This is a genomic window from Propionibacterium cyclohexanicum (genome assembly GCF_900111365.1).
Classification (GTDB): Bacteria; Actinomycetota; Actinomycetes; order Propionibacteriales; family Propionibacteriaceae; genus Propionibacterium; species Propionibacterium cyclohexanicum.
The window spans coordinates 13,280-38,253 of sequence record NZ_FOGZ01000006.1 but is presented as its reverse complement, the minus strand read 5'-3'; the positions used below and the strand labels follow the sequence as shown (position 1 = coordinate 38,253).

The 24,974-nt window shown below is 66.2% G+C and carries 21 protein-coding genes and 1 tRNA gene; 11 read left to right on the top strand and 11 right to left on the bottom strand.

Annotation, left to right across the window (positions count from 1 at the left end; all coding sequences use genetic code 11):
- Nucleotides 1-74 precede the first annotated feature (74 nt).
- The 6 genes from BMX93_RS04205 to prfB all read right to left on the bottom strand — a co-directional run bounded on the left by BMX93_RS04205 (nt 75) and on the right by prfB (nt 6,976).
- The gene (locus BMX93_RS04205; protein WP_091968408.1) at nt 75-1,988 is read right to left on the bottom strand and encodes a DUF2207 domain-containing protein; all 1,914 of its coding nucleotides are present in this window, start codon (nt 1,986-1,988) and stop codon (nt 75-77) included.
- Nucleotides 1,985-2,461, bottom strand: a complete 477-nt coding sequence (smpB, locus tag BMX93_RS04200; RefSeq protein WP_091968406.1) for an SsrA-binding protein SmpB — start codon at nt 2,459-2,461, stop codon at nt 1,985-1,987. The genes BMX93_RS04205 and smpB overlap by 4 nt, the downstream gene beginning before the upstream one ends.
- A 150-nt stretch (nt 2,462-2,611) precedes the next feature.
- Nucleotides 2,612-4,054, bottom strand: coding sequence for a M23 family metallopeptidase (locus BMX93_RS04195; protein ID WP_177170065.1), 1,443 nt, complete (start codon nt 4,052-4,054; stop codon nt 2,612-2,614).
- A gap of 33 nt (nt 4,055-4,087) precedes the next feature.
- Nucleotides 4,088-5,005 carry a permease-like cell division protein FtsX gene (ftsX, locus tag BMX93_RS04190; protein ID WP_218139212.1) on the bottom strand — a complete coding sequence of 306 codons (918 nt, stop codon included), beginning with the start codon at nt 5,003-5,005 and terminating at the stop codon, nt 4,088-4,090.
- Nucleotides 5,006-5,046: 41 nt separating this feature from the next.
- Nucleotides 5,047-5,733 carry a cell division ATP-binding protein FtsE gene (gene ftsE, locus BMX93_RS04185; protein ID WP_091968403.1) on the bottom strand — a complete coding sequence of 229 codons (687 nt, stop codon included), beginning with the start codon at nt 5,731-5,733 and terminating at the stop codon, nt 5,047-5,049.
- Nucleotides 5,734-5,860: 127 nt separating this feature from the next.
- Nucleotides 5,861-6,976, bottom strand: a complete 1,116-nt coding sequence (gene prfB / locus BMX93_RS04180) for a peptide chain release factor 2 (protein ID WP_177170064.1) — start codon at nt 6,974-6,976, stop codon at nt 5,861-5,863.
- Between the two features lie 116 nt (nt 6,977-7,092).
- On the opposite strand from prfB, the gene BMX93_RS04175 reads away from it, so the two are divergent.
- From BMX93_RS04175 to BMX93_RS04150, 5 genes are all read left to right on the top strand, one after another.
- Entirely contained in the window at nt 7,093-7,554 is a 462-nt protein-coding gene (locus tag BMX93_RS04175; RefSeq protein ID WP_091968400.1) for a GatB/YqeY domain-containing protein, read from the top strand.
- A 124-nt stretch (nt 7,555-7,678) separates the two neighbouring features.
- Nucleotides 7,679-9,028 carry an NADP-specific glutamate dehydrogenase gene (gdhA, locus tag BMX93_RS04170; RefSeq protein ID WP_245725727.1) on the top strand — a complete coding sequence of 450 codons (1,350 nt, stop codon included), beginning with the start codon at nt 7,679-7,681 and terminating at the stop codon, nt 9,026-9,028.
- Between the two features lie 297 nt (nt 9,029-9,325).
- Nucleotides 9,326-11,374, top strand: coding sequence for a heavy metal translocating P-type ATPase (locus BMX93_RS04160; RefSeq protein ID WP_091968468.1), 2,049 nt, complete (start codon nt 9,326-9,328; stop codon nt 11,372-11,374).
- Nucleotides 11,375-11,471: 97 nt separating this feature from the next.
- A complete protein-coding gene (locus tag BMX93_RS04155; RefSeq protein ID WP_091968394.1) occupies nt 11,472-11,723 on the top strand; it encodes a heavy-metal-associated domain-containing protein in 252 nt (83 codons plus the stop codon).
- A gap of 115 nt (nt 11,724-11,838) precedes the next feature.
- Nucleotides 11,839-12,534: a Crp/Fnr family transcriptional regulator gene (locus BMX93_RS04150; protein ID WP_091968393.1), complete on the top strand. Its 696-nt coding sequence runs from the start codon at nt 11,839-11,841 to the stop codon at nt 12,532-12,534.
- Between the two features lie 260 nt (nt 12,535-12,794).
- On the opposite strand, the gene BMX93_RS04145 is transcribed toward BMX93_RS04150, so the two are convergent.
- The 4 genes from BMX93_RS04145 to aceE form a co-directional block, all read right to left on the bottom strand.
- Nucleotides 12,795-12,868: transfer RNA gene (locus BMX93_RS04145), tRNA-Val, on the bottom strand.
- 226 nt (nt 12,869-13,094) lie between these two features.
- Nucleotides 13,095-13,598: an Hsp20/alpha crystallin family protein gene (locus BMX93_RS04140; RefSeq protein WP_091968391.1), complete on the bottom strand. Its 504-nt coding sequence runs from the start codon at nt 13,596-13,598 to the stop codon at nt 13,095-13,097.
- A gap of 335 nt (nt 13,599-13,933) precedes the next feature.
- Nucleotides 13,934-14,365 (bottom strand): DUF3052 domain-containing protein, encoded by a 432-nt coding sequence (locus tag BMX93_RS04135; RefSeq protein ID WP_091968389.1) that lies wholly within the window; start codon nt 14,363-14,365, stop codon nt 13,934-13,936.
- A 135-nt stretch (nt 14,366-14,500) separates the two neighbouring features.
- Nucleotides 14,501-17,257 (bottom strand): pyruvate dehydrogenase (acetyl-transferring), homodimeric type, encoded by a 2,757-nt coding sequence (aceE, locus tag BMX93_RS04130; protein WP_091968387.1) that lies wholly within the window; start codon nt 17,255-17,257, stop codon nt 14,501-14,503.
- Between the two features lie 224 nt (nt 17,258-17,481).
- On the opposite strand from aceE, the gene BMX93_RS04125 reads away from it, so the two are divergent.
- The 6 genes from BMX93_RS04125 to fabF all read left to right on the top strand — a co-directional run bounded on the left by BMX93_RS04125 (nt 17,482) and on the right by fabF (nt 23,926).
- The gene (locus tag BMX93_RS04125) at nt 17,482-18,684 is read left to right on the top strand and encodes an amino acid aminotransferase (protein WP_091968386.1); all 1,203 of its coding nucleotides are present in this window, start codon (nt 17,482-17,484) and stop codon (nt 18,682-18,684) included.
- A gap of 193 nt (nt 18,685-18,877) precedes the next feature.
- Nucleotides 18,878-20,038 (top strand): PucR family transcriptional regulator, encoded by a 1,161-nt coding sequence (locus BMX93_RS04120; RefSeq protein ID WP_091968466.1) that lies wholly within the window; start codon nt 18,878-18,880, stop codon nt 20,036-20,038.
- Nucleotides 20,039-20,218: 180 nt separating this feature from the next.
- Entirely contained in the window at nt 20,219-21,235 is a 1,017-nt protein-coding gene (locus BMX93_RS04115) for an ACP S-malonyltransferase (RefSeq protein ID WP_091968384.1), read from the top strand.
- Nucleotides 21,236-21,238: 3 nt separating this feature from the next.
- Complete coding sequence (locus BMX93_RS04110) at nt 21,239-22,234, top strand: beta-ketoacyl-ACP synthase III (RefSeq protein WP_091968382.1); 996 nt, start codon at nt 21,239-21,241, stop codon at nt 22,232-22,234.
- Between the two features lie 80 nt (nt 22,235-22,314).
- Nucleotides 22,315-22,572: an acyl carrier protein gene (locus tag BMX93_RS04105; protein WP_091968380.1), complete on the top strand. Its 258-nt coding sequence runs from the start codon at nt 22,315-22,317 to the stop codon at nt 22,570-22,572.
- Between the two features lie 100 nt (nt 22,573-22,672).
- The gene (fabF, locus tag BMX93_RS04100) at nt 22,673-23,926 is read left to right on the top strand and encodes a beta-ketoacyl-ACP synthase II (RefSeq protein WP_091968378.1); all 1,254 of its coding nucleotides are present in this window, start codon (nt 22,673-22,675) and stop codon (nt 23,924-23,926) included.
- 59 nt (nt 23,927-23,985) lie between these two features.
- On the opposite strand, the gene BMX93_RS04095 is transcribed toward fabF, so the two are convergent.
- Nucleotides 23,986-24,921 (bottom strand): alpha/beta hydrolase, encoded by a 936-nt coding sequence (locus tag BMX93_RS04095; protein ID WP_177170063.1) that lies wholly within the window; start codon nt 24,919-24,921, stop codon nt 23,986-23,988.
- Nucleotides 24,922-24,974 lie beyond the last annotated feature (53 nt).

Sequence of the window (24,974 nt, the reverse complement as noted above, 5' to 3'; positions counted from 1 at the left end):
CTCCAAGTGTGCCGCCCCGGCTCGCGAAGGACCATCATCAGCGAACCGGAGCCGACCCTGTTCTGCCCCTGAACTCACCAGCTGCCGACGCCGCCACCACCGCCACCACCACCGGCGAAGCCCCCGCCGCCGCTGAAGAAGCTGGACCCGGAATCGAATCCACTGCCGGAGGACGCAGCAGGCGGTTGCGGCATCACACCGGTCTGCATCGAATTCAACGCGCTGCCGGCGAAGAAACCGTAGCTGAAGGCATAGGGATCGCCGTAGTACCACGTCGGCGCGGTGGCTGGCAGGCGGCCCATGTCGACCAATTGCTGGCACACCTTGGCCCACCGATCGGCGATGCCGAATGCGATGGCCCATGGCAGGTAGCGGCTGAAGATGTCCTCACCCTCTTCGAACCGGATCTGATCGGCCTCGGCCGTGTTCAGATACTTGTAGAAGCCATCGACCTGGTCGGTGAGGGCCCGCCCCACTGCGGTGCGCTGGCCGCGTCGGGTAATGAGGTGACGCACGACCAGGATGCCGAGCAGGGGCAGGACGATCCCGATCCCGACCGCGACAAGGGGCGAGGCGAAGAGCGAGGCAATCCCGACCGAGGTGGGCAACAACAGCACCGCGAGCACCACGCCAATCCAGGCCAGCTTCGCGATGCTGGCAGGCGAGGCACCGGCAGCCGTGCCCCCGACCGGACCGACATGCTTCATGAGCCCTTCGCCCAGCGCGATCCGGCTCACGCGGTACGACAGCTCGTCGCTGGCCTTGGTGAGAACGCCCGGCTTGGACAGGTTGACCTCCGCGCCGCTGGGCCTGCTCACCTCGCCCGGGCCGAACACGTCGACGAGCATCGTTCGCTCGAATGGCTCGGTTGCCTTGCTCGGATCGACCAGCCTGGCCGTCAGCTTCGGGTTGCTCTTCGTCGAGCTCGGATCGCTGCTGAGCTGAAGGGCACCGCGCACTGCCAGATCGACCAGTGTGGCGCTCGTCTCCCGGGCACCGATCGCCCCGTCGATGAGCAGGCCGCCCAAGGCCACCGGAACCTCTGGTGGCGAGAAACGCACGGGGATCACGTCCTGACGCGAGGCGGCGGCCACCGGGGCTGCCTCTGCCTGTCCGGACGTCGGCACTGTGCCTGGCGGCAGGCCGGCAAATCGCTCGTCACGGCGTTTGCGCCCGAGAACGATGAGGTAGAGGGCGCCGGCCAGCGTTGTGACGCCTGCGCTCACACCGGCGGTCTGCAAGCCCTGCTCGACCGGGCTCTTCGCCTTTGGTACGAGATGGGGGGTGGCGTTGCTCACCAGACCGGGCGTGATCTGGACCGCGGCGGTCATGATCTCGCCCCTTGGCTTGAGGGCCTGGGTAAAGCTGGCAACGCCGTTGTCAACGCTCGTCGAGGTGCAGCTGTCCTGGGACCCGACCGGGCCGGACACGCACTTGGCAGCCTGCGCTCCGCCCGGGACGTTGATCGTCACCGAGATGTTATGCACGTCCGGGGTGAGGTCATTGAGCATGTCCCAGGCGAACTCCGGCTTGTCGTCGGGACTGCGCAGGGCGCCCGTGATGTCATAGCTCAATTGGTAGGTGGCCGTGTCGGAGGTGATCGTCCGATTGCGGTCACCAATGGTGATCGTGAGGTAGCGCTCCCTGGGATCCCCCGAGGTGGCGGCCTCCTGTGTGGTGAATTTCGCGGAGGCATCGGGGCTGGACACCTTGAGGTTGTCGATGGTGTACACGACATCCTCATCGGAGTTCTTCCCATTGGGCTCGCGCGTCAGCAGTGTGCGCGTGATGCCGTGTCGCCCTGAGTTGTCACCGAATCGGTAGACCCAGGTTTCGTTGACGTGCACCGTGCCATCGGCGCTGACCGTGTAGTCCTGCTTGAGGGAGTCCACTTGATCATTGGTCTGGGCCGAGGCGCGGACCGGCTGGAGCCACGCCGCCACGGCGAGCACCAGCGCGGCAAGCGCCGCCATGACACGTCTTCTCATCGTCGCCTCCTCGAGCGATCAGCGAGATCGCGTTCCGCCTCGCGCCGCATATCTCGCTCCCTGATGGTTTGCCGCTTGTCCCATTCCTTCTTGCCGGTGCCGACAGCCAGCTCAACCTTGGCGTTCCCGTCGCGGAAGTACAGCGCCAGGGGGACCAGAGTGCGTCCGCTGTCCCCCAGGGCCCGCTCCAGGCGGCTGATCTCGGTCTTGTGCAAAAGGAGCTTGCGCTTGCGCAGCGCCGTGTGATTGCGCCAGGTGCCGTGGGAGTACTCGGGGATGTTGGCGTTGCGCAGCCAGACCTCGCCGTCGTCGATCGTGGCAAAGGCGTCGACGAGCGAAGCGCGCCCGTCCCGCAACGACTTGACCTCGGTTCCGACGAGCACGAGACCTGCCTCGATCTTGTCGCCGATCGAGTAGTCGTGCAGTGCCTTCTTGTTGCGGGCGATCATCTTTTCGCCCTTCTCCCGTGGCATGGCGCACCTCCGGTCACTGGCCGGGAACGACGACACTCTTTCGTCGCCGTGAGACAACCCTACAGGGGACGACTGCCACAACGCCCGACACCGCTCGCGGAGCCTCCGGTGGACTCAGGATTGGGGTGGCGTCCCGGGATGGGCTGGGGGTCAGCTCAGGGTAATCCAGGTGAGCGGATCGATGGGGGCGCCATTGACGTAGACATGGAAGTGCAGGTGGCAGCCGGTGGACAGTCCGGTCGTCCCGACGTAGCCGATGAGCTGGCCTTGGGACACCTGTGCCCCCACGCCCACCACATAACTCTCGGCGTGGTTGTATCCGGTCGACAGATAGACGCCATTGACGAGGCCATGGTCGATGACCAGCCGGTTGCCATAGCCGCCCGACTGGTCCGGGGTGAGGATCTGGGAAACGGTGCCGGCGCCGGCAGCATAGATGGGGGCTCCGCAGGCCCCGCCCAGATCGACGCCATCGTGCAGCTCAGAGGTGCCACGTACCGGGTTGATGCGGTATCCATAGGGAGAGGTGACGGGCGCTCCGGGCACCGGATCGGTCAGCACCGCGGCGGTCGAGCTGGGGGTGGACCTCCCGGCGGCGGCACTGGAAGCCGCCGCGGCTTGGGCGGTAGCGGCAGCCGCAGCCTCATCCGCCTGCTGTTTCTGGGCGGCGGCCGCCTGCTGGGCCGCTAGCTGGGCGGCGGCGGCCTGACGGGCCGCTTCGGCCGCGCGCTCCTCGTTACGTCGCTGGATCTGCTGGACGAGCTCTTGCTGCTGCGCCTTGAGCTGGGCGTTCTTGGATTGTGCCGCAGCCAGCGCCCGCTGGGCGGCGGCCTCGTCATCATTGCGCTGGGTGACCAGCGCGTCGACCTGCTGCTTGGCCTTCTCGGCCGCCTCGGCGGCCTGCTGCTTGGCAGCCAGTGTCTGGGCGGCGGCGGCGCGCTGCCGATCGGCTTGTGCCTGAGCAGCCTGTTGACGCTGCTGGGCCTGCTCGAACCTCAGCTGCGCCGAATTCAGCTGATCGAGTTTGGTCTGCTGGGCACGCAGAGCCTGGTCGGTCCACTGCACCCGATCGGACAGATCGGAGGTGGAGGCGCCGCTGATGAGCAGCCCGATGGTCACCAACGAGGTGCTCTGCTGGACACTGGCCCGGGCATCGGAGCCCACCGACTTCTTCTGGGCTGCGACAGCTTCCTGCGCGGCAGCCAGGTCATCGTTGGCCTTGGCAAGCGCCGCGGTGGCAGCATCGAGCCCAGCCTGCGCATCGGAATCCTTCTTCGCCGCGGCATCGCGATCGGATTGGGCGCTGGCAAGTGCTGTCTGAGCGGACGCGAGCTGCTGGCGGGAGCTGGCGAGAGCATCCTGGGCGGTGGCCAGGGCCTGGTCCTCGGCAGTGACCTCGTCATCGGATGCCGAGACCTGCTGGGCCAGGGAGACCTGCTGGTCATCGAGGTCGTCCGCGCGTGCGATCCCGGGTGCGAAGGTCAGGGCCAATGAGCCGAGCAGCAAGCCACTGACCACGACCCGCCCACATCTCCCGAATACCGAGGCCGCGGAATTGGCCGGTGTGCCCTTGGACAATGCTGCTCGGGTCACGAGGCTCCTCCTGTGCTTTCCCATGGGCTCACGTCACACCCTCAGATATCTTCTGGTCGCCAGTACCGTGGGAATGATAGAGAGAATGACGCCCACCACCGCAACCCCCCCGATGGCCAGCGCGGTACTCGAACCTGTGATCCAGCCAAGACTCTGAATTGAGAGTTGAGACTTCACCCGGTCCACCACGAAGTACTGCAGCGCGGCCATCGATGCGCCGGCGAGCAGGATGCCGACGACCCCCGCGAAAAGTGCTTCGAGCAGGAAGGGAAGCATGATGTAGAGATTGGATGCACCGACCAGCCTCATGATGGCGATCTCGCGGCGCCGGGTGTACGCCGACATCCTGATCGAGTTGCCGATCTGGAGGGCACCTGCGAGCAGCAGCATCGCTGCGATGCCCATCGTCCCCCACTTGAGGACGTTGAGGACCCGGAAGAAGGGGTCGAGCACGGTGTGCAGATCCTGCACCGCCTGGACTCCGGGTAGACCCTCGACAGCGGAAACGACGTCTTGGTAGTTCTGTGGATCCTTCAGCTTCACCCGGAAGGAGTCCTGCATTTGGTCGGCGGTCAACGAGTTCTTGATCGGATTGTCGGCATAGGTTGTCTGGAACTCTCGGAAGGCATCCTGTTTCGACTCGTAATACACGGTCTGTACGTCCGGGTGATTCTCCAGCAGCGCACGGATGGCATCGCGTTGGGCATCGGTCACGCCCTGGGCGGACTCACAATTCCCACCCTCGCCATCGGTGGCATTGTCGGCAGTGCACAGGAAGACCGAAACCTCGATCTTGTCGTACCACTGACCTTTCATCGCCTCGACCTGCTGCATCGTCATAAGGCTCGCCCCGAACAGCGCCAGCGAGACCCACATCGTCACAATGACGGCTACGGTCATCGAGGCATTGCGCCTCAGGCCCGACCAGGTCTCACGGAACGTGTGACGCACTAGCGCACTTCCTCTCGTCTCATGATGGTCCCGCCGCCTGTTCAGAGGTTCCCGTAGGCACCCTGGCGCTGGTCGCGGACGACCAGCCCCTTGTCCAGTTCGATGACACGACGGCGCATCTGGTCGACGATCGTCGAATCGTGGGTGGCCATGATGACTGTGGTGTCGCGACGGTTGATCCGGTCGAGAAGCTTCATGATGCCGACGCTGGTGGCCGGATCGAGGTTTCCGGTGGGCTCATCGGCGATGAGGATCTTCGGATCGTTCACCACGGCGCGCGCAATGGCGACGCGCTGCTGTTCGCCGCCCGACAGTTCCTCGGGAAGTCGCTGACCCTTCGTCCCCAGACCCACGAGGTCCAGCGTGGCCGGCACCCGCTCCCGGATCTCACGGGTCGGGCGTCCGAGGACCTGGAGCGCGAAGGCGACATTGTCGTATACCGACTTGCCCGGCAGCAGCCGAAAATCCTGGAAGACAGTGCCGATCTGACGGCGCAGCCTGGGCACCCGGCCGTTGCGCATCGTGCCCACGTTCTTGCCATCGATGGTCACGGTGCCGCTCGTGGGGCGGTACTCCCGCAGGATCAACCGGAGGAAGGTGGACTTGCCGGAGCCAGAGATGCCCACGAGGAAGACGAACTCGCCCTCGTCGATGTCGACGCTGACGTGGCTGAGGGCGGGACGAAGCTGACGCGGGTATAGCTTCGAGACATCGTCGAATGTGATCACAGCAGTCCTGACCGGGATGATGATGGGGAAGGTTGCTGAGAAATCTCAGCCCGGACAGTGTGAGTCTAGGCGAACGCCCTCTCGAGCGCCCGCTGGACGCGCGGGACGAGACGATTCACAGATTCGCTCAGACCGCCGCAGCCTGCTCCTCCTGCCGGCGCCAGCGGATGCCCCGGTCGACGAAGGCGTCGATGTCGCCGTCGAAGACCGCGTCGGGATTGCCACTCTCGTAGCCGGTGCGCAGGTCCTTGACCATCTGGTAGGGGTGCAGAACATAGGAGCGCATCTGGCTACCCCAGGAATTCCCATCTGATTTCAGCGCGTTCATCTCGGCCGCGCGTTCCTGGCGGGCGCGCTCCAGCAGCTTTGCCTGCAACACCCGAAGACAGGCGGCCTTGTTCTGAATCTGGGAGCGCTCGTTCTGGCAGCTCACCACGATGCCGGTGGGCAGATGGGTGACGCGGACGGCTGAGTCGGTGGTGTTGACGCCCTGCCCGCCGGGGCCCGAGGCGTGGAAGACATCGGTACGGATGTCCTGTTCTGGAATGTCGATGTGGTCAGTTTCCTCCACGACGGGAAGGACCTCGACTCCCGCGAAGCTCGTCTGGCGACGCCCCTGGTTGTCGAAGGGGCTGATCCGCACGAGCCGGTGCGTTCCCTGTTCGACAGACAGGGTGCCATACGCGTAGGGACTCTTCACCGTGAAGGTGGCGGACTTGATGCCGGCCTCCTCGGCATAGCTGATGTCGTAGACCTCGTAGTTGTAGCCGTGGCGCTCGCACCAGCGCTCATACATGCGCAGCAGCATGGCAGCGAAGTCCGCGGCATCCACTCCCCCGGCCTCCGATCGGATGGTCACCAGGGCGTCGCGCTCGTCGTACTCGCCCGAAAGGAGGGTGCGCACCTCCAGCGCGTCGATCTCTTCCCCCAGGCCATCCAGTTCCTTGGAGGCCTCCTTGACGCTGTCCGGGTCGTCCTCCTCGGCGGCGAGCTCGAGCAGCACGGCGACGTCGCTGAGCCGTGAGCGCAGGCCCTGGACGCGCTCGACATCGGATTGCAGACGCGACAGCCTGCTCGTCACAGCCTGGGCGTGCTCCTGGTCGCTCCACAGATCCGGTGCGGCGGCCTCTTCCTCGAGGTTCGCGATCTGCTTCTGCTTGCCAGGCACGTCAATGACCGCCTCGATCGAGGTCAGGGACTGGTCGAGCTGAGCGATTCGTTCGGAGAGTTCATCGAGTGCCACGCTGTGCAACTCTACCGGGTGTGCCCGAGTGGGTGAGCTCTCACAAGGCCGCGTCCTGCTGGCACCGGAGCGGACCGGTAGTCTTCGTCCTTGGTGCGGCACGGAAGGAGCCATCGATGGCAACGCTGAAGGACCAACTCAAGTCGGATCTCGTGAAGGCGATGAAGGCGCAGGATGCGCAGTCGAAGTCGACCCTGCGGATGGCGATCGCGGCGATCATGAATGCCGAGGTGGCGGGCGAAGCCCACGAGCTCAGCGACACCGAGGAGCTTGCCATCATCACGCGTGAGGTGCGCACTCGCGAGGAATCGGCCCAGACCTATGCCCAGGCCGGCCGCGACGAGCTGGCGGCCAAGGAGAGGTCTGAGGCCACGATCCTGCAACGCTATCTACCCGCGCCGCTGAGCGCCGACGAGCTGCAGGAGATCGTGGATGCCGAGGTGGCCGCCGCGGGACAGGACGAGAAGCCCACGATGAAGCAGATGGGCTCGATCGTTCGGGCAGTGAATGAGCGGGTGAAGGGACGTGCCGAGGGACGCGAGGTCGCGGCGCTGGTGAAGAAGGCACTGGCCGGCTGAGCCGTCGCAGGCACCAGCGCAGATCGGGTGCCCGGGGATCCGGAACGGTGGAGGGTAGCCTAACGTCGGTGTCGAGATGCGGCGCCGGGCCGCGTCTGCGCGGGTTCGAACGAACGGAGCAGTTGTGCCAGCACTCGCGGAGAGCCTCGTCCCAGTCTTCAACGAAGTCATCCAGCGAAATCCCGGGGAGACCGAGTTCCACCAGGCCGTCAGGGAGGTCCTCGAGAGTCTGGCACCGGTGGTCGACAAGCACCCCGAATACGCCGACGCCGAAGTCATCCGTCGCTTGTGCGAACCGGAGCGCCAGATCATCTTCCGTGTTCCGTGGATCGACGATTCCGGCCACGTCCAGCTCAACCGTGGCTTCCGCGTGCAGTTCAATTCGGCGCTGGGGCCCTACAAGGGCGGGCTGCGCTTCCACCCGAGTGTCTATCTGGGCATCATCAAGTTCCTCGGCTTCGAGCAGATCTTCAAGAACTCCCTCACCGGCCTGCCGATCGGCGGTGGCAAGGGAGGTTCTGACTTCGATCCGAAGGGAAAGTCCGATCGCGAGGTGATGCGGTTCTGCCAGTCATTCATGACCGAGCTGTACCGCCACATCGGTGAGCACACGGACGTGCCGGCCGGAGACATTGGCGTGGGCGGCCGCGAGATCGGTTATCTGTTCGGCCAGTACAAGCGGCTCACCAACCGCTACGAATCCGGTGTACTGACCGGCAAGGGCCTCGGCTGGGGTGGCTCCCAGGTGCGTACCGAGGCGACCGGCTACGGCACCGTGTATTTCGTTGACGAGATGCTCAAGCACAAGGGCCAGTCGCTCGACGGCAAACGCGTTGTGGTCTCGGGTTCGGGCAATGTGGCGATCCACGCGATCGACAAGGTGCACCAGCTGGGCGGGCGGGTCGTGGCCTGCTCCGATTCGGACGGTTACGTGGTCGACGAGTCGGGCATCGATCTCGAGCTTCTCAAGGAGATCAAGAACGGGCACCGAGGTCGCGTCAGCGAGTACGCACAGGCCCGCGGGGCCGACGCCACGTATGTGTCGGACGGTTCGATCTGGGATGTTCCCACTCAAATTGCTCTTCCCTGTGCCACGCAGAACGAATTGGGTGCTGAGGGAGCCAGATCGCTGGTCAAGAATGGCTGCATCGTGGTCGCCGAGGGCGCGAACATGCCTACGACTCCGGAGGCCATCAGCCTCTTGACCGAGGCCGGTGTGCTCTTCGCACCCGGTAAGGCGGCAAATGCCGGCGGAGTGGCCACCAGCGCGCTGGAGATGCAGCAGAACGCCTCACGTGACTCCTGGACCTTCGACTACACCGAAGAACGCCTGTCGACGATCATGCGCGCCCTGCACCGCGAATGCCTGACGACCGCCGAGGAATATGGCCAGCCTGGCGACTATGTCGCTGGCGCCAACATCGCCGGATTCATCAAGGTCGCCGATGCCATGCTTGCGTTGGGAATTGTCTGAGCATCGCCGAACAGATTCGCACCCAGTTCATTCCGGTGACTGCGGTCATTCCGGTCACTGCGGTCATTCCGGTCACTGCGGTCATTCCGGTCACTGCGGTCATTCCGGTCACTGCGGTCATTCCGGCATATCTGGTCGCACGGTCGTGCCGGACCCAACGCCCGGTCCAGCGGCAAGCCGCTCCTGTCTCTCGTGGCGGGCCTCGCAGCACTTGACGTCTGTCAAGGAGCACGAATCAGCACCCCCCTAGCGTCACTGTCACACATCACCGGACGGTGACGAGAGAGGGGAATGGACATGACCAGGACTCGGGCGGGAAGCTGGCTACGGGGCCGCTGGGCGGTCCCCATCGTATCGGGGGCTCTCATCGCGGCCTCGTTCGCGGTACACGGACTCGCCGGCAATAGGTCCGCCAATCCGCTCGCCGGTGACGCGCTCATGATTGCGGCCGCCCTGGTGGCAGGTCTACCGATTGTCCTCGCGGCCATCAAAGCGTTGCGGAGCCGGGTCATCGGCATCGACCTGCTGGTCTCGGTGGCCTCGATCGGAGCGGTCATCGTCGGGGAATTCTGGGAGGCTGCAGCGGTCACCTTCCTTTTCGCGGTGGGCGGGGCGCTGGAGAACGCGACCTTGAACAGGACCCGATCGGCGCTGCGGGAACTCGTGAGGGTCGCACCCGAGGTCGCCGTGGTCCTGCGTGAGGGCCGGCAGGAGGAAGTGGCGGCATCTGGGGTGCGCACCGGCGAGACCGTACTGGTGAAGAACGGCGCGAAGGTCCCCGTCGATGGCACAGTGCTCGAAGGCACCGGCACCATCGACGAAGCCGCTATCACCGGGGAATCCCTGCCCGTCGAGAAGCTCGGGGGCGACCAGGTGTTCGCCGGCACGATCGCCACCGGCGGATTCTTGCAGGTCCGCGCCACCGATGTCGGCGCCGACACCACGCTGGCGCGCATCATCCACCGCGTCGAGGATGCTCAGGACGCCAAGGCGAAGACGGCGCGCTTCATGGACAGGTTCTCGGCCTGGTACACACCGGGCATCATCGCCCTGTCCCTCGCCGTCGGGCTGCTCACCAAGGACACTGAACTCGCATTGACCTTGCTCGTCATCGGGTGCCCCGGTGCCCTGGTGATCTCGATCCCGGTCTCCGTCGTGGCCGGGATCGGTCGCGGCGCCCGCGACGGGATTCTCATCAAGGGCGGGGAGTTCCTGGAGACCTCGGCGCGCATCAGCGCCGTCGCTGTGGACAAGACCGGGACGCTCACCGAGGGTCGTCCTGAGCTCACCGATGTCGAGGTGCTCCACGGGGGTTGGACGGCCGACGAGTTGCTCGGCCTCGCCGCGCGGGCCGAGGCCGGATCCGAGCACCCGCTGGCGCGGCCCCTGGTGGAAGCGGCCGCCCAGCGCGGCATGGACGTCTCCGGCCGGCTGGCCGCCCTGACCGAGCCTGTTGCCGGGAAGGGTGTCCTCGCGGTCCTCGATGGGCAGCGGGTCGCCGTCGGCAACCGCCGTCTCATGGAGGCCGAGGGCGTGCAGATCGGCGAGGCCACCGCGACTCTCGATAGGCTCAGCGCCGAGGGCCGCACCGCCATGCTGGTTGCGGCGGACACGACTCTCCTCGGGGTCGTGGCGGTGGCCGACCGGGTGCGCGATGACGCCGCCGAGATGGTGCGCCGTCTGCACAGCGCCGGAGTGCACAAAGTCGTCATGCTCACCGGTGACGACGAGCGTGTGGCCCGAGCCGTGGGGGCCGCGGTGGGGGTAGACGAGGTTCATGCCGGTCTCCTCCCGGAGGACAAGCTGAACGCCGTCGTGCACTTGCAGCGCGAGGGCGAGGTGGTCGCCATGGTCGGCGACGGCGTCAACGACGCTCCTGCCCTGGCCACAGCGAACATCGGGGTGGCCATGGGAGCTGCCGGAACCGGCGTGGCAATCGAAACTGCCGACATCGCCCTCATGGCCGATGACCTGCTCAAGCTGCCCCGTGCCATCCGCCTGGCTCGGCGCACTGTCTCGGTGATGCACCAGAACATCCTCATCGCTCTGGTCACCGTGGCGGTCCTGTTGACCGGTGTGCTCGTGGGCGGGGTGACGATGGCGGTCGGGATGCTCGTCCATGAGGCGTCTGTGCTTGTCGTCATCATCAACGCGATGCGTCTGCTGCGCCGGAAGGCCAATGACACCTGGACTGACACAGCGGCCCTGCGCCATGCACATCCCACGCCCGACCCCCTGGGCCGCTCAGCTCGGCACCGGGCACGTCCCGCCGGCCGAGCTGGCCTGACTGCGGCTGGCGATGTCGAGCAGGCCGATGCACGCACCACCGTCGTCCATGCCCGCTGATCCCCGGCAGCTTGACAAGCGTCAAGGACGCGGAGAGCCGCCATCCCTAGCCTCGTATTCGTCAGCAGGAAACCAATCCTCCGAAAGGTCACAGATCATGAGCACCCAGAACATCACCGAGCAGGCCCCGACCATCCAGCACACGATCCTGCGCGCAGAGGGCTTCAGCTGCCCGTCCTGCGTTTCCAAGATCGACAAGCAGCTGCGTCGCCTCGACGGTGTCAAGGACGTGCAGGTGCACTTCGCATCCTCGCGCATTGAGATCGACCACGATCCCCGCCTGAGCACCGACGCCCTCGTGGCCGCCGTCGCGAAGGCTGGCTATCGAGCCGCACCTGCCGCATTCTGAGCAGTGGCCCTCGCGGGCCACTGTGCTGAGCAGCCCACGACGGCCGCCGGGGTCGGGGAATCCACGTGGTTCCCGGACCCCGGCGCCTTCGTCTGCCCAGTGGCAGGCTGGGTGCATGCGTCAGTCGTCCCCTCGTGAGGAACACCACGACAGCTGCGTCAGCCAGGTGCCCATCTTCCGCGGCCTCACCGTGGAACAACAGCAGGTCGTCGCCTCATTGGCCGGGCCCGCCACACTTCCCGGGGGCGCTCTGCTCCACGACATGGGACATCCGCTGGGTGAACTCTTCGCCATCCACAGCGGCCGTATCCAGGTGGTCCACATCGCGCCGAGCGGCCGTCATCAGCTGCTGCACCTGGCGGGCCCGGGTGAGGTCATTGGCGAGCACGCCTTTCTCACCGGTCAGCGGCCCGAATACATCGCCGAAACGACCGAGAGGACGGTGGTATGTGTGTTCCGCCATGCCGACCTGGTCCAGCTCATCGGCGACTATCCGAGCATCGCCATGGGGCTGCTCCGCTCGGTGAGTGATCAGCTCGTCGACGCGCAGCGGCGCCTCACGCTGGGAGCCACCGATGTCACCACCCGGCTGGCGAACTATCTGCTGGACCTGCCGGCGACAGATCCCGCGCATCCGGAGCGCGTTCACCTGCCGATGGCGAAGAAGGACGTGGCTTCCTGGCTCGTCACGACGCCTGAGTCCTTGAGTCGCGCGCTCGCGCATCTCGCACATATGGCCACGATCCGCGTCCAGGGCAGCACGATCGACCTCCTCGATCCCGAGCGGCTCGAGGAACTCGCGGCTTCGTGAGCCGGGTCGCCGACCCTGTGCCGCCGCCTCCCACGGTGGCGGTGCAGGCGCTCAGCGAATCCTCGACGTCCAGCGAACTGGCGTGGCCTGCCATGTGACGAACTCATCAGCGCGGGCATCCCGGATGCGGACTCGCGCAAGCCCTTCGACACGGCGCTGAACCCCTCGTCGCATCCCACCGCTGACCTGCGAGGCGGGCGTGCGCGTGGGGCGCGAGGTCAGACCTGCAGGCGTCGCGCTTGTGGACATCGAACTGTGGGTGGGCGCAGACGGGCTCGAACCGCCGACATCGTGCTTGTAAGGCACGCGCTCTAACCGACTGAGCTATGCGCCCGGGGCAGATCGAGTTTAGCCGAGTCATGCCGTCCCGGTCATCTCCGACATCCATCCCCCCTGCCGGTCTGGCTCTCGCCCCGCCTGACTGCGCCGCCGCTCCCCCGGACGTGAAACCCCGGTCTTGAGCCCCGGGCATGGCGACGCCCGCCACCGGGTGACTGGTGGCGGGCGTCGGGTATCGGCCTCGTCAGGCGCTGGGAGTCCTTACGAGCGGCGAGGGGACATCACCCCGCGACGTGCTGAGGCTGGTTCTCGGTAACCTGCGGTGCACCGCCGGCCTCGCCCTCGGATCCCTGCTCGATCGTCTCGTGCTTGTTGCTCGCCGTGACCGAGATCTTGCGCGGCTTGGCTTCCTCGGCAACCGGAATGGTCAGCGTAAGGACCCCATCGGCATAGTCGGCATGGATGTCGGCCAGGTTGAGGCCCGGTCCCAGGGTCAGCTGGCGGGCGTACGCACCATAGCTGCGCTCACGGCTCACCCAGTGGCTCTGGTCGTCACGGCGGATCTCGTCGGACTTGCGCTCCGCCCTGATACTCAGCGTGCGATCGTCCACATCGATGTCGATGCTCTTCGGGTCGACTCCCGGAAGATCGACCTTGGCGACGAAGTTGTCGCCGTCGCGATACAGATCGAGCGGCATCAGCCTCGTCTCACCAGTGGCCGTCCTGGTCACCTGGTCGAAGAGTCGATCCAGATCCCGGAAGGGGTTGTACATGATGGTGCTCATTGTCTGCTCCTCGAATCGTGCTCAGTGACCGCCCTTGCGGTCACGCATGTCATCGTTCAGTTGTTCTCGCGGATCCTGGATGGCTCCGCGTACACCCTGAGCAACCAAGGCTCAACTCTGATTATTCCACCATGAGTCTTGCAGACTCAACTCTTTGTGCCGATGTCTCTACGAGCCGGTCCCAGACAGGACAAGACCCCCCATCGCGAGCGTCACACTCGCGGTGGGGGGTCACATGATCAGTGGACGCAGTCGCGGATCAGCTCGTGAACCGCTCCTGGAACACGCGATGCCTCATCTGGGCGATGGGGAGCCCGGGGCCATGATTCGGGCGCTCAACGGCGGTTCCCGTGGGCATGGGGGCGGACGACCTTACACGCCTGCCAGTCCGCCGAAACCTCGACAGCGCTTGTCAGGGCCAAGCCGGCGACCTCCGCACCCTCGGCGATATCCGCCGGGGCGACATACCCGGGCCGCCCGATCTTCGGCGTGAGCAGCCAGATGCGTCCGCCTGCGCTCAGATCCCGCAGCGCGTCAACAAGTGAATCGGCAACGTCTGTGTCGTTGCGCTGCCACAGCAACACCACATCGACGGCCTCCACCACGTCTTCGACGAGGTCCCCGTCGATGGCGTCCATGATGTTGGACCGGAGTTCCTCGTCGACGTCCTCATCCCAGCCGAGCTCCTGGACGATCTCACCCGGTTCCAGTTTGAGTTGCTCTACTCCCCCCACTGAGGCAGATGACCTGCCTGTCGTACCTACCATGCACCTACTTCACCACATTCGCTCGGCCGGGCACCACTTGAATGGACCAACAGCGAGAAACGGGCAGACATGGCAGGTCCGGGGAGGCTGGGCCCCGCTCCGGAGATCCGGCACCCAGCCCCCCAGCGACCTCGACTAGGACTCCCCACCAGCCGTGTCGACCTCGGTGGCATGGACATCGAGCAGCCCATAGCGGTCAGCGGCCTTGCGGGACCAGTCAACGGGCAGTTCGCCGCGGCGCGCCAGCACCTGGAGGGTGCGCACGACGAGGGACACCGCGTCGATGTGCAGATGCCTGCGAGCTGCCGGACGGGTGTCGGAGAAGCCGAATCCATCGGCGCCCAGTGTCACGTAGTCGGTAGGCACCCATTCGCGAATCTGGTCGGGCACGGCCCGCATGTAGTCGCTCGTGGCGAGCACCGGTCCAGGACGATCCTGGAGCCGCGCGGTGACGTACGGCACCCGCTCCTCCCGCTCGGGATGCAGGAAGGCCTGCTCATCGCTCTCCAGGCCATCGCGGCGCAATTCCCCCCAGCTCGTCACGCTCCACACATCGGCCACGACGCCCCAATCCTCCTTGAGCAGCCGCTGGGCCTCCAACGCCCACGGGACCGCGACACCAGAGGCCAGCAGCTGGGCCCGGCGGGCATCTGGATTGACGCCCGCCATGCTGCCCTCCTTGAGCAGGTAGAAGCCCTTGAGGATGCCCTCGACATCGACATTCTCGGGCTCACGGGGCTGCACCATCGGCTCGTTGTACACGGTCAGGTAGTACATGAGGTCCTCGGGCTCGTCGCCGTACATCCTCCTCAGCCCGTCCTGGACGATATGGCTGATCTCATAGCCGTACGCCGGGTCATAGCTCACCACCGCGGTATTGGTGCTGGCCAGAATGGGCGAGTGCCCGTCCATGTGCTGGGTGCCCTCGCCCGTCAGCGTGGTGCGTCCCGCCGTGGCGCCCAGGAAGAAGCCCTTGGCGAGTTGATCGGCCGCCGCCCACATGAAATCGCCGGTGCGTTGGAAGCCGAACATCGAGTAGAAGATGTAGATCGGCACCATGGGACGCCCGTGGGTCGCATAGCTCGTGCCGGCTGCAGTGAAGGCTCCCACCGATCCGGTCTCGTTGATGCCCATGTGCAAGATCTGGCCATTGCGCGCCTCGCGGTAACTGAGCATGAGGTCATGGTCGACCGGCGTGTAGTTCTGGCCATTCGGGTTGTAGATCTTGATCGTCGGGAAGAACGAGTCCATGCCGAACGTTCGGGCCTCATCGGGGATGATCGGCACCACATAGGGCCCGAAGTTCTTGTCCCTCATGAGGTCCTTGAGGAGCCGCACGAATGCCATAGTGGTGGCGATCTTCTGATTTCCCGAACCCTTGCGTGCCCCCCGATAGGCGGAATCCGCCGGCAATTCGAGCTTCTTACCGGTGGTGCGCCGCTCGGGAAGGAACCCGCCCAGGGCGCGGCGGTGCTCGAACATGTACTGCATCGCCTCGGAGTTCTCCGGATCGCGGTAATAGGGAGGCTGATAGGGATCGGACTCCAGCTGGGCGTCGCTGATCGGGATATCGCAACGGTCGCGCAGGCCCTTGAGGTCGTCCAGTGCCATCTTCTTCATCTGGTGGGTGGCGTTGCGGCCCGCGAAGTGGCTGCCGAGGAAATAGCCCTTGATGGTGTGGGCCAAGATAACGGTCGGACCACCATTGAACTCGGTGGCGGCCCGATAGGCGTTGTAGATCTTGCGGTAGTCGTGTCCACCACGGCGCAACGCCCAGATCTGGTCGTCGGTCCAGTCACGCACCATCGCCGAGGTGCGCGGGTCCTTGTCGAAGAAGTGCTTGCGCACATAGGCCCCGTCATTGGCCTTGAATGTCTGGTAATCGCCATCGCTGGTGGAATTCATGAGATTGACCAAGGCGCCATCGCGATCGGCATCCAGCAGAGGATCCCAGTTCGACCCCCAGATCAGCTTGATGACATTCCAACCGGCACCCCGGAAGAACGACTCCAGCTCCTGGATGATCTTGCCATTGCCACGCACCGGGCCGTCGAGGCGCTGCAGATTGCAGTTGATGACGAACGTCAGATTGTTCAGGCCCTCGTTCGCCGCGAATTGCAGGGCTCCGCGGGATTCCGGCTCGTCCATCTCGCCATCGCCGAGGAAGGCCCACACGTGCTGACCGCTGGTGTCCTTGATCCCGCGATTCTCCAGATAGCGGTTGAACTGCGCCTGGTAGATCGCGTTGAGCGGCCCGATGCCCATCGAGACGGTGGGGAACTCCCAGAAGTCGGGCATCCGGCGCGGGTGCGGGTAGCTGGGCAGGCCCCGTCCGCCCTTCGGCCTCGAGTACTCCTGGCGGAATCCGTCGAGATCCGCCTCGGTGAGACGCCCCTCCAGATAGGCACGGGCGTACATCCCCGGGCTGGCGTGGCCCTGGAAGAAGATCTGGTCGCCGCCGCTCGGATGGTCCTTGCCGTGCCAGAAGTGGTTCATGCCCACCTCGTAGAGCTGCACCGCGCTGGCATAGGTGGCGATGTGCCCGCCCACTCCGATCCCGGGACGCTGCTGGCGGTGCACCGTCACTGCCGCGTTCCAGCGGAGCAGATGACGGAACCGCTCCTCGAGGGCCTCATCGCCGGGGTATGCCAACTCGCGGTCATGGGGAATCGTGTTGACGTAGTCCGTCGAAGTGAACGAAGGCACGCCGATCTGACGCTCCCGAGCACGCTCGTTGAGCTTCAGCATGAGGTACCGCGCCCGATTGCGACCGTCTGCATCGATCATCTGGTCCAGCGAATCGACCCACTCCTGGGTCTCCTCCTGGTCGGTGTCGGGAAGGTTGGTCGGTACCCCGTTGAGGATCGGACCCGGCTGCTCACGAGGGATCACGTGTCATCCTTTCAAATGAGATGCGACCAGCCGTCATTGCTGGCCCATGACGTCCATCTTCCATCCTCGCCAGGGCTTTTGTCGCATGCACGGGGCGAGCCAAGAGCGAAATCACGGCACTCGCCGAGGTCCCCGGTCAGCCCCGCCACTCCATCGCGAGACTACCCAGGCGCCGAGCCCTCGCGGACCGCTACCATCGAGCGGACGAAAGGGGATTCACCACCATGTCATTGTTCGCCGGTCTGCGCGCCACTCCCAACGATCCGATATTCGGTCTCACCGACAGGTTCAACAAGGACACGGATCCGAACAAGGTGAATCTCGGGGTCGGCATGTACCAGGACGCCCATGGCGCGGTCCCCCTGCTCAAGACGGTGCTCAAGGTCGAGAACGGCCTCGACGCCCAGGGCCTGCCCCGCCCCTACCCGCCGATGGACGGCCTGGCCGACTACAACCGCGAGGCGCAGAAGCTGGTCTTCGGCGCCGATTCCCCGGCCATTGCCGCAGGGCGCATCGTCACCGCGCAGTCCCTGGGGGGCACCGGTGCGCTCACCGTCGCCGCCGATGTCTACTCGGCCGCCTCCCCCAACCATGCCGCGCTGGTGAGCTCACCCACCTGGGCAAATCACATCGCCATCCTCCAGCGGGCCGGCTACACGGTCGGCACCTACCGCTACTACGACGCGCAACGCCACGGTGTCGACGTCGACGGTCTGCTCGCCGATCTGTCGGCGGCCGAGGCCGGCACGGTGATCGTCCTGCACGAGTGCTGCCACAATCCCACCGGCTACGACCTCACCCGCGAGCAGTGGGACGCGGTGGCGCAGCTGGCGCGCGACAGGAGGCTCACGCTCTTCATCGACATGGCCTACCAGGGCTTCTCAGAGGGCCTCGACGAGGACGCCGAAACCATTCGCCGGCTCGTGGCAGATGGTCTCACCTTCGTTGTGGGCAGCTCATTCTCGAAGAACTTCTCGTTGTACGGCGAGCGCATCGGTGCGGTCCATTTCGTCTGCGCAGACGCCGACGAGGCCGAGCGGGTGCGCAGCCGGGTCAAGACTGCCGCACGCGAGAACTACTCCACCCCGCCACTGCACGGTGCCCGGATCGTCACGACGATCCTTTCCGACGAGCAGTTGCGCGCCCAGTGGGTCGAGGAGGTCACGGCGATGCGCGAACGCATCAAGTCGATGCGCAGGGCTCTGGTGGACGGCCTCAATGCGGCTGGCGTCCACGACATGGAATTCATCAACACCCAGGCGGGCATGTTCAGCTACTGCGGGCTCAGCAAGGAACAGATGGAGTTGCTGCGCACCGAGCACCACGTCTATGGCACCGACGCGGGCCGGCTGTGCGTGGCCGCGCTCAATCCGGGCAATGTCGATTACGTGGCCACGGCGATCGCGGCTGTGCGCTCCGCGGCGTGACGCTCCCTGCTCCCGCCCGCCGGCAGTTGGCGGGCGGGAGGCTGTGATGGCCGATGCGAGTGAGGGCCGCCCACGCCGGCTCCCGCGCGTGACGCACCCCTTGATCGGCACCGGACCCGCACTGATCCCCGATCCCGCCGAGCGCAGCGCCCTGGCGCGGCGGCTTGCGGCCCGGACCGGCGAGCTCACGAGCATGATCGTCGCCGCGATGGAATCGAGCCATCCCTGGTTCCTGCGCCTGGGCGCCGAAGAGCGCAGCTGGGTCACCCTGGTGGCCCGGGCCGGAATCGACAACTTCATCACCTGGTTCGGCGACAACTCGAGCATGTCGGGCGATCCCGGCCTGCTGTTCAATGTGGCCCCCCGCGTGCTGACCCGCAAGATCTCGCTGCACCAGACGGTCGACCTGGTGCGCACCACTATCGATGTCGTCGCGCAGCAGGTCGGCGAGCTGGTTCCTCCTCGCAATCAGCAGGCCCTGGAGATCGCCATCTTGCACTTCTCGCGTGATGTCGCCTTCGCAGCGGCCGAGGTCTACGCCCGCGCAGCGGAGCTGCGTGGCGGCTGGGACGAGCGAATGGAGGCTCTCATCGTCGATGCGGTGGTGCGCGGCGAGGCGGACGAGATGGTGCTGTCACGAGCGTCCGCGCTGGGTTGGCTGGACAGGGGGCAGGTGTCGGTGGCCGTCGGACCGGCCCCGGCCCAGCCCGATCTCGACGCCCTGCGCCACGACGCCGAGACACAGGACCTGGGGATCCTCGCCTCGGTGCAGGGTGGACGTCTCGTCGTCATCGTCAGCGGCAGGCAGCTCACCGAGGAGAACGCGGTGGTCGGGGCGCTCACCTCGCTCGCCGACCACTTCGGACCGGGCACCATCGTGGTCGGCCCGCTGGTCGCCGACCTCATCGCAGCGACCGGATCGGCGCGGGCAGCCCATTCGGCAGCCCGCACCGCGCATGCCTGGCCTGCCAGCCCGCGCGTGGTCGCCAGCCGCGCCCTGCTTCCCGAACGCGCCATCGCCGGGGACGACGAGGCCCGGCGCGCCCTAGTGGAGGAGATCTACCGCCCGCTGTCACGAGCAACCGAGCTGATGCGCACCTGTGTGAGCTATCTCGACCACGGCTGTTCGGTGGAGACCACCGCCAGAGCCTTGTTCGTGCACCCCAACACGGTGCGCTACCGAATCCGTCGGATCGCCGAGCTGAGCGGATACTCCCCTGCCCAGCCCCGCCAGGCCTATGTCCTGCACCTGGCGATCACCCTGGGCAGGCTCAGCGAGGACGAGCCTGCCCACCACTTCGACCGCGACGCTCCGGGCCGAGCCGCCAGCCCTGGGCACACCGACGCCCCGTGAGCGCCGGGCCGGCGCTCACGGCGCCCGCGCCGACGACAAAGCTATTGGGGAACCAACAACAGACACCGCGAACTGACCGTGCCCCATCGGCCGGTTTTGTGGGATTCCTACAAAGACATCGGAGTGATTTTCGTCTGTTCCAGTTCGGCTGTGCGCCACCCGACGGAGCAAGATGGGAGGGTGCTCGCGATTGTCGCACCCGGACAGGGCGCCCAGAATCCAGGATTCCTCACTCCCTGGCTCGAGATCGACTCCTTCCGCAAGGGTCTGACCGAGCTGTCCGAGGTGACCGGCCTCGACCTGATCCACCTCGGCACCGAGGCCGACGAGGCGGCGATCAAGGACACCGCGGTCGCCCAGCCGCTCCTGTTCGGAGCCGGGCTGTACGCCGGCCTGGCCCTTGATCAGGCTGCGAGCAATGGCGGTTTCGCGCTGGCCGATGTTGTCGCGGGGCACAGCGTCGGCGAGATCACCGCCGCGGCGGGCACAGGCGTGCTGGAGCCGGCCCAGGCTGCCCTGTTCATCCGTGAGCGTGGCCGCGGGATGGCCCGGGCCTCGGCGTCCTCGCCGACCGGGATGGCGGCCGTGATCGCCGGTCAACCCGAGGAAGTGCTCGCCCGGATCGCCGAGTGCGGGCTCACCGCCGCCAACTTCAACGGCAGCGGACAGATCGTCGCGGCAGGCACTCTCGAACAGATAGAGGCGCTGCGCGCCGCTCCGCCGGCCCGGGCGCGTGTCGTCCCGCTCAAAGTGGCCGGGGCCTTCCACACCCAGCACATGGCAGCTGCCCAGCCGCCCCTGGCGGACCTGGCGCGGACGATGACCACGCACGACCCGATCACCGCGCTGCTGTCGAACGCCGACGGCGCCATCGTCTCCCTGGGTGCGGACTTCCTGCAGCGTCTCGTCGCGCAGGTCACGGTGCCCGTCCGCTGGGACCTGTGCATGGACACCATGCGCCAGCTCGGTGTCACCGGCATGCTCGAACTGCCGCCGGCCAAGACCCTCACCGGTATCGCCAAGCGCAATCTCAAGGGCGTCGAACTGTTCAACCTCAACGAGCCGACCCAATTGGACGATGCGCTGGCCTTCTGCCACGCCCACGCCGGCCGTCGCATCACCTCACCTGACACCACCTCACCTGACACCACGTCGCCTGCCACGACGTCGTCTGACCGTGCAACGCAAGGAGCCTGATCAATGAGTGCACCCATCAAGGTCTCGACCGGAGCCAAGTACGCCCGCCTCATGAGCGTCGCGGGATATCGGGGTAGCCGGGTCGTGGACAACGCCGAGATGTGCACCTACATCGACTCCTCTGACGAGTGGATCCAGCAGCGCACCGGCATCGCCGAGCGCCGCTGGGCGACCGAGGAAGAGACACCGGCGTTCATGTGCGTCCAGGCAGCCACCAAGGCCATCGAGCGAGCGGGGCTGGGCGCCAGCGATATCGATGCCGTCATCGTCTCCACGGTGAGCAACTTCCGCCAATACCCCTCGCTCGCCTGCGAGGTCGCGCGAGCCCTGGGGATTCCCGCGCCGGCCGCCTACGACATCCGCGCCGCTTGCGCAGGATTCTGTTACGCACTGTCCCAGGCCGACGGATTGATCCGCACCGGTTCGGCCCATCACGTCCTGATCATCGGCATGGAGCTGCTGTCCAAGCAGATTGACCTCACCGACCGCGGCACCGCCTTCCTGTTCGGTGACGGCGCCGGGGCAGCCGTCGTCGGACCCAGCGAGACCCCGGCCATCGGGCCCGCCGTATGGGGTTCCGACCCCTCCCAGGACGACGCCATCTGGACCGAGGACTGGTTCGATGCCCTGGGCACCGGGCGCCCGCCGGTCGTCCACATGAACGGGCGCGCCGTCTACCTGTGGGGAACCACCTTCATTGCGGAGAAGGCCGTCGAGGCACTCGACAAGGCAGGTCTGGCCCCCGAGCAACTCGATGTGTTCATCCCCCACCAGGCCAATAACCGCATCACCGACGCCCTGCTGCGCCGCCTGCACCTGCCCGAGACCGTGACGGTCAGCCGCGACATCCGGCACATGGGCAACGTATCGGCGGCATCGATTCCCCTTGCGATGGACGCTCTGCTTGAATCGGGAGAGGCCAAGAGCGGGGACAATGCGCTCATCATCGGCTTCGGAGCGGGACTGGTCTTCGCAGGCCAGGTCGTCGTCCTGCCCTGAGAGCACTCACGCAGTCCGCGCCCATCGAACCCAACGCGAGCCAATCCGGCTCGACAAGCCACAACACGAAAGGCAACACCATGGCCAGCACCGAAGAGATCCGCACCAAGCTCGCCGAAATCGTCAATGACGTCGCCGGCGTCCCGGTGGAGGACATCACCGACGAGAAGAACTTCGTGGACGACTTGGACATCGACTCGCTGTCGATGGTCGAGATCGTCTATGCCCTGCAAGAGGCGTACAACGTCGAGATCCCCGACGAGGACGTGAAGGGCCTGCGCACCGTGGGCGACGCCATCGCCTATGTCGAGAAGGTTCAGGAGAACAAGCAGGCCTGAGAGCCCAGCGCCTGCACGACACCGGCCGCGAGGTCGGCATTCATCGAAGTTTCGACCGGGGGCCGGCGCCCATCGCCACCCCGCATTTGGAGGAAGCTGCATGACAACCGTCGTCGTCACCGGACTGGGTGCCATCACCCCACTCGGAGCGGATGTCACGCAGACCTGGGATGGTCTGCGCAATGGCCGTAGTGGAGTGAGCACAATCGATGAGGAGTGGGCCACCCAGCTGTCGGTGCGGTTCGCCGGGCAGGTGGATGCCGATCTCAGCGATGCCGTCCCGCGCGTCGAGGCACGGCGCATGGACCGGTGCAGCGTCCTCGCCGTCGCGTCCGCCCAGCAGGCCTGGGAGGACGCCGGATTCACCTTCGCGCCCGACAACGAGACAGATCCCGAGCGTCTGGGCGTGGCCCTGGGCACCGGCATCGGTGGTCTCCAGACCACCATCAGCCAGTGGGAGCTCCTACGCACGAAGGGACTGCGCCGCGTCAGCCCCTTCACCGTGCCCATGCTCATGTCCAATGCGCCGGCAGCCCACGTCGAGCTCAAGATCGGCGCACGCGCCGGCGCCCACACCACGGTTTCGGCATGCGCGTCGAGCAACGAGGCGATCGCGCTCGGGGTGGACACCATCCAGCTCGGGCGGGCCGACATCATGCTCGTTGGCGGCACGGAGGCACTCATCCACCCACTGCCTATCGTGGCGTTCGCCCAGATGCAGGCGCTCTCCAAGCGCAATGACGAACCGGCCGGCGCCTCGCGGCCCTGGGACAAGGGGCGCGATGGTTTCGTGCTCGGCGAGGGCGCGGTGACCCTCGTCCTCGAGAGCCTCGAATCGGCGAAGGCCCGGGGCGCGAAGATATACGGAACCATCGCTGGCGCGGGAATCAGCGCCGATGCCTTCGACATGGTGAAGCCCTCACCGCATGGCCAGATGGCGGCCATGCGCAAGGCCCTGGAGAGCGCGCAGATCAGTGCAAGCGATCTGAACCACATCAATGCCCACGCCACCTCCACCCCGGCCGGTGACCTCGCCGAGGCCCACGGCATCCGCGAACTGCTCGGTGACGAGGCCGATCACGTGGTGGTCACGAGCACGAAGTCCATGACCGGGCACTTGCTGGGGGCCGCCGGCGCCCTCGAGTCGGTAGCCACATTGCTCGCCTTGCGCGAGCGGCTCGTGCCTCCGACCATCAACCTGGATGATCCCGAGGACGATCTGCGCATCGACATTGCCGCCAAGCAGGCCCGGCCGCTTCCGGCCGAGGGACCGCTCGCAGCGATCAACAACTCGTTCGGGTTCGGCGGCCACAATGTGGCCGTCGCGATCACCAACGAGAACGCCACCGACTGAGGGCCACGGGCCAAGCGCGCGGCTGTGCGATGGTCCTGAGCTCCTGCCAGAGCGGGAACTCAGGACATCAGGTGCTTGTCCAGCCAGTCGCGCACGAAGCTGATAGTCTCCTGGCGATCCACCTCGTGGAGCAGCTCGTGACGGGCGCCGGGCCAGATCCGGGCCCTCACATTGCGCACTCCCGCATCCCGATACTGGACGGCTGTCGCATCTGTCGCGCGCCGTCCGGCGCCCGCCGGATCGTCCCCGCCAGCGATGAGCAGGACTGGTAGGCCGGGACGTACCAGACCCACCAGCCCGTCGTCCTCCACCCGTACCTGGCCGGTGAGGACCGCACGGAACAGGCCCGCAGAACAGGTGAAACCGCACCACGGATCGGCGCGGTAGGAATCGACCTCATCGGGGTCGCGGCTGAGCCAGTCGGCGTCGGTTCGGGCACCGGGCACTGCCCGTGCGTAACGACCGACGCTCATGGCGTCGAGCAGCACCGAGGGACGCGCAGCGCCTCCCCAAGCAACGACGAGACCGGCAATGATCTCGCTGGGTCGGCGCCGGATACCGAGCGGCGCCAGGGTGCCACTGAGCACCAGCCCATCGATCTGGGAGGACCAGCGGATCGCGAAGTCCCGGGCCACCAGCGAACCCATCGAATGGCCGAGCAGAAAACAAGGAAGCCCGGGATGCCGCCGGGTCACCGCCTCGAACACTCGGTGCTGATCCTCCACGAGGACATTCCAGCCGTCCTCAGCGGGAAGGCGACCGGCGCGTCCGGGGTGCAGGGCAGTCCCGCCATGCCCGCGATGATCATGGGCGTACACCGCCCAGCCGCCCTCGGCGAGCGCCCGTCCGAGCTGCCGATAGCGCAGGGAATGCTCCGCCATCCCATGGCTCACGAGCAGCACCGCCTTCGGCGCCCCCCTGGGCAGCCACGACCTGACGAGAAGCGATTCCCGGTCCGGGCATTGCAGCCGCCAGGTCACCTCCTCGCCTGCCATGGTGCTGTGCTCCCTCGCTCGTCCGATTGTCGTGTCCTGCTGGTACCTGCGCA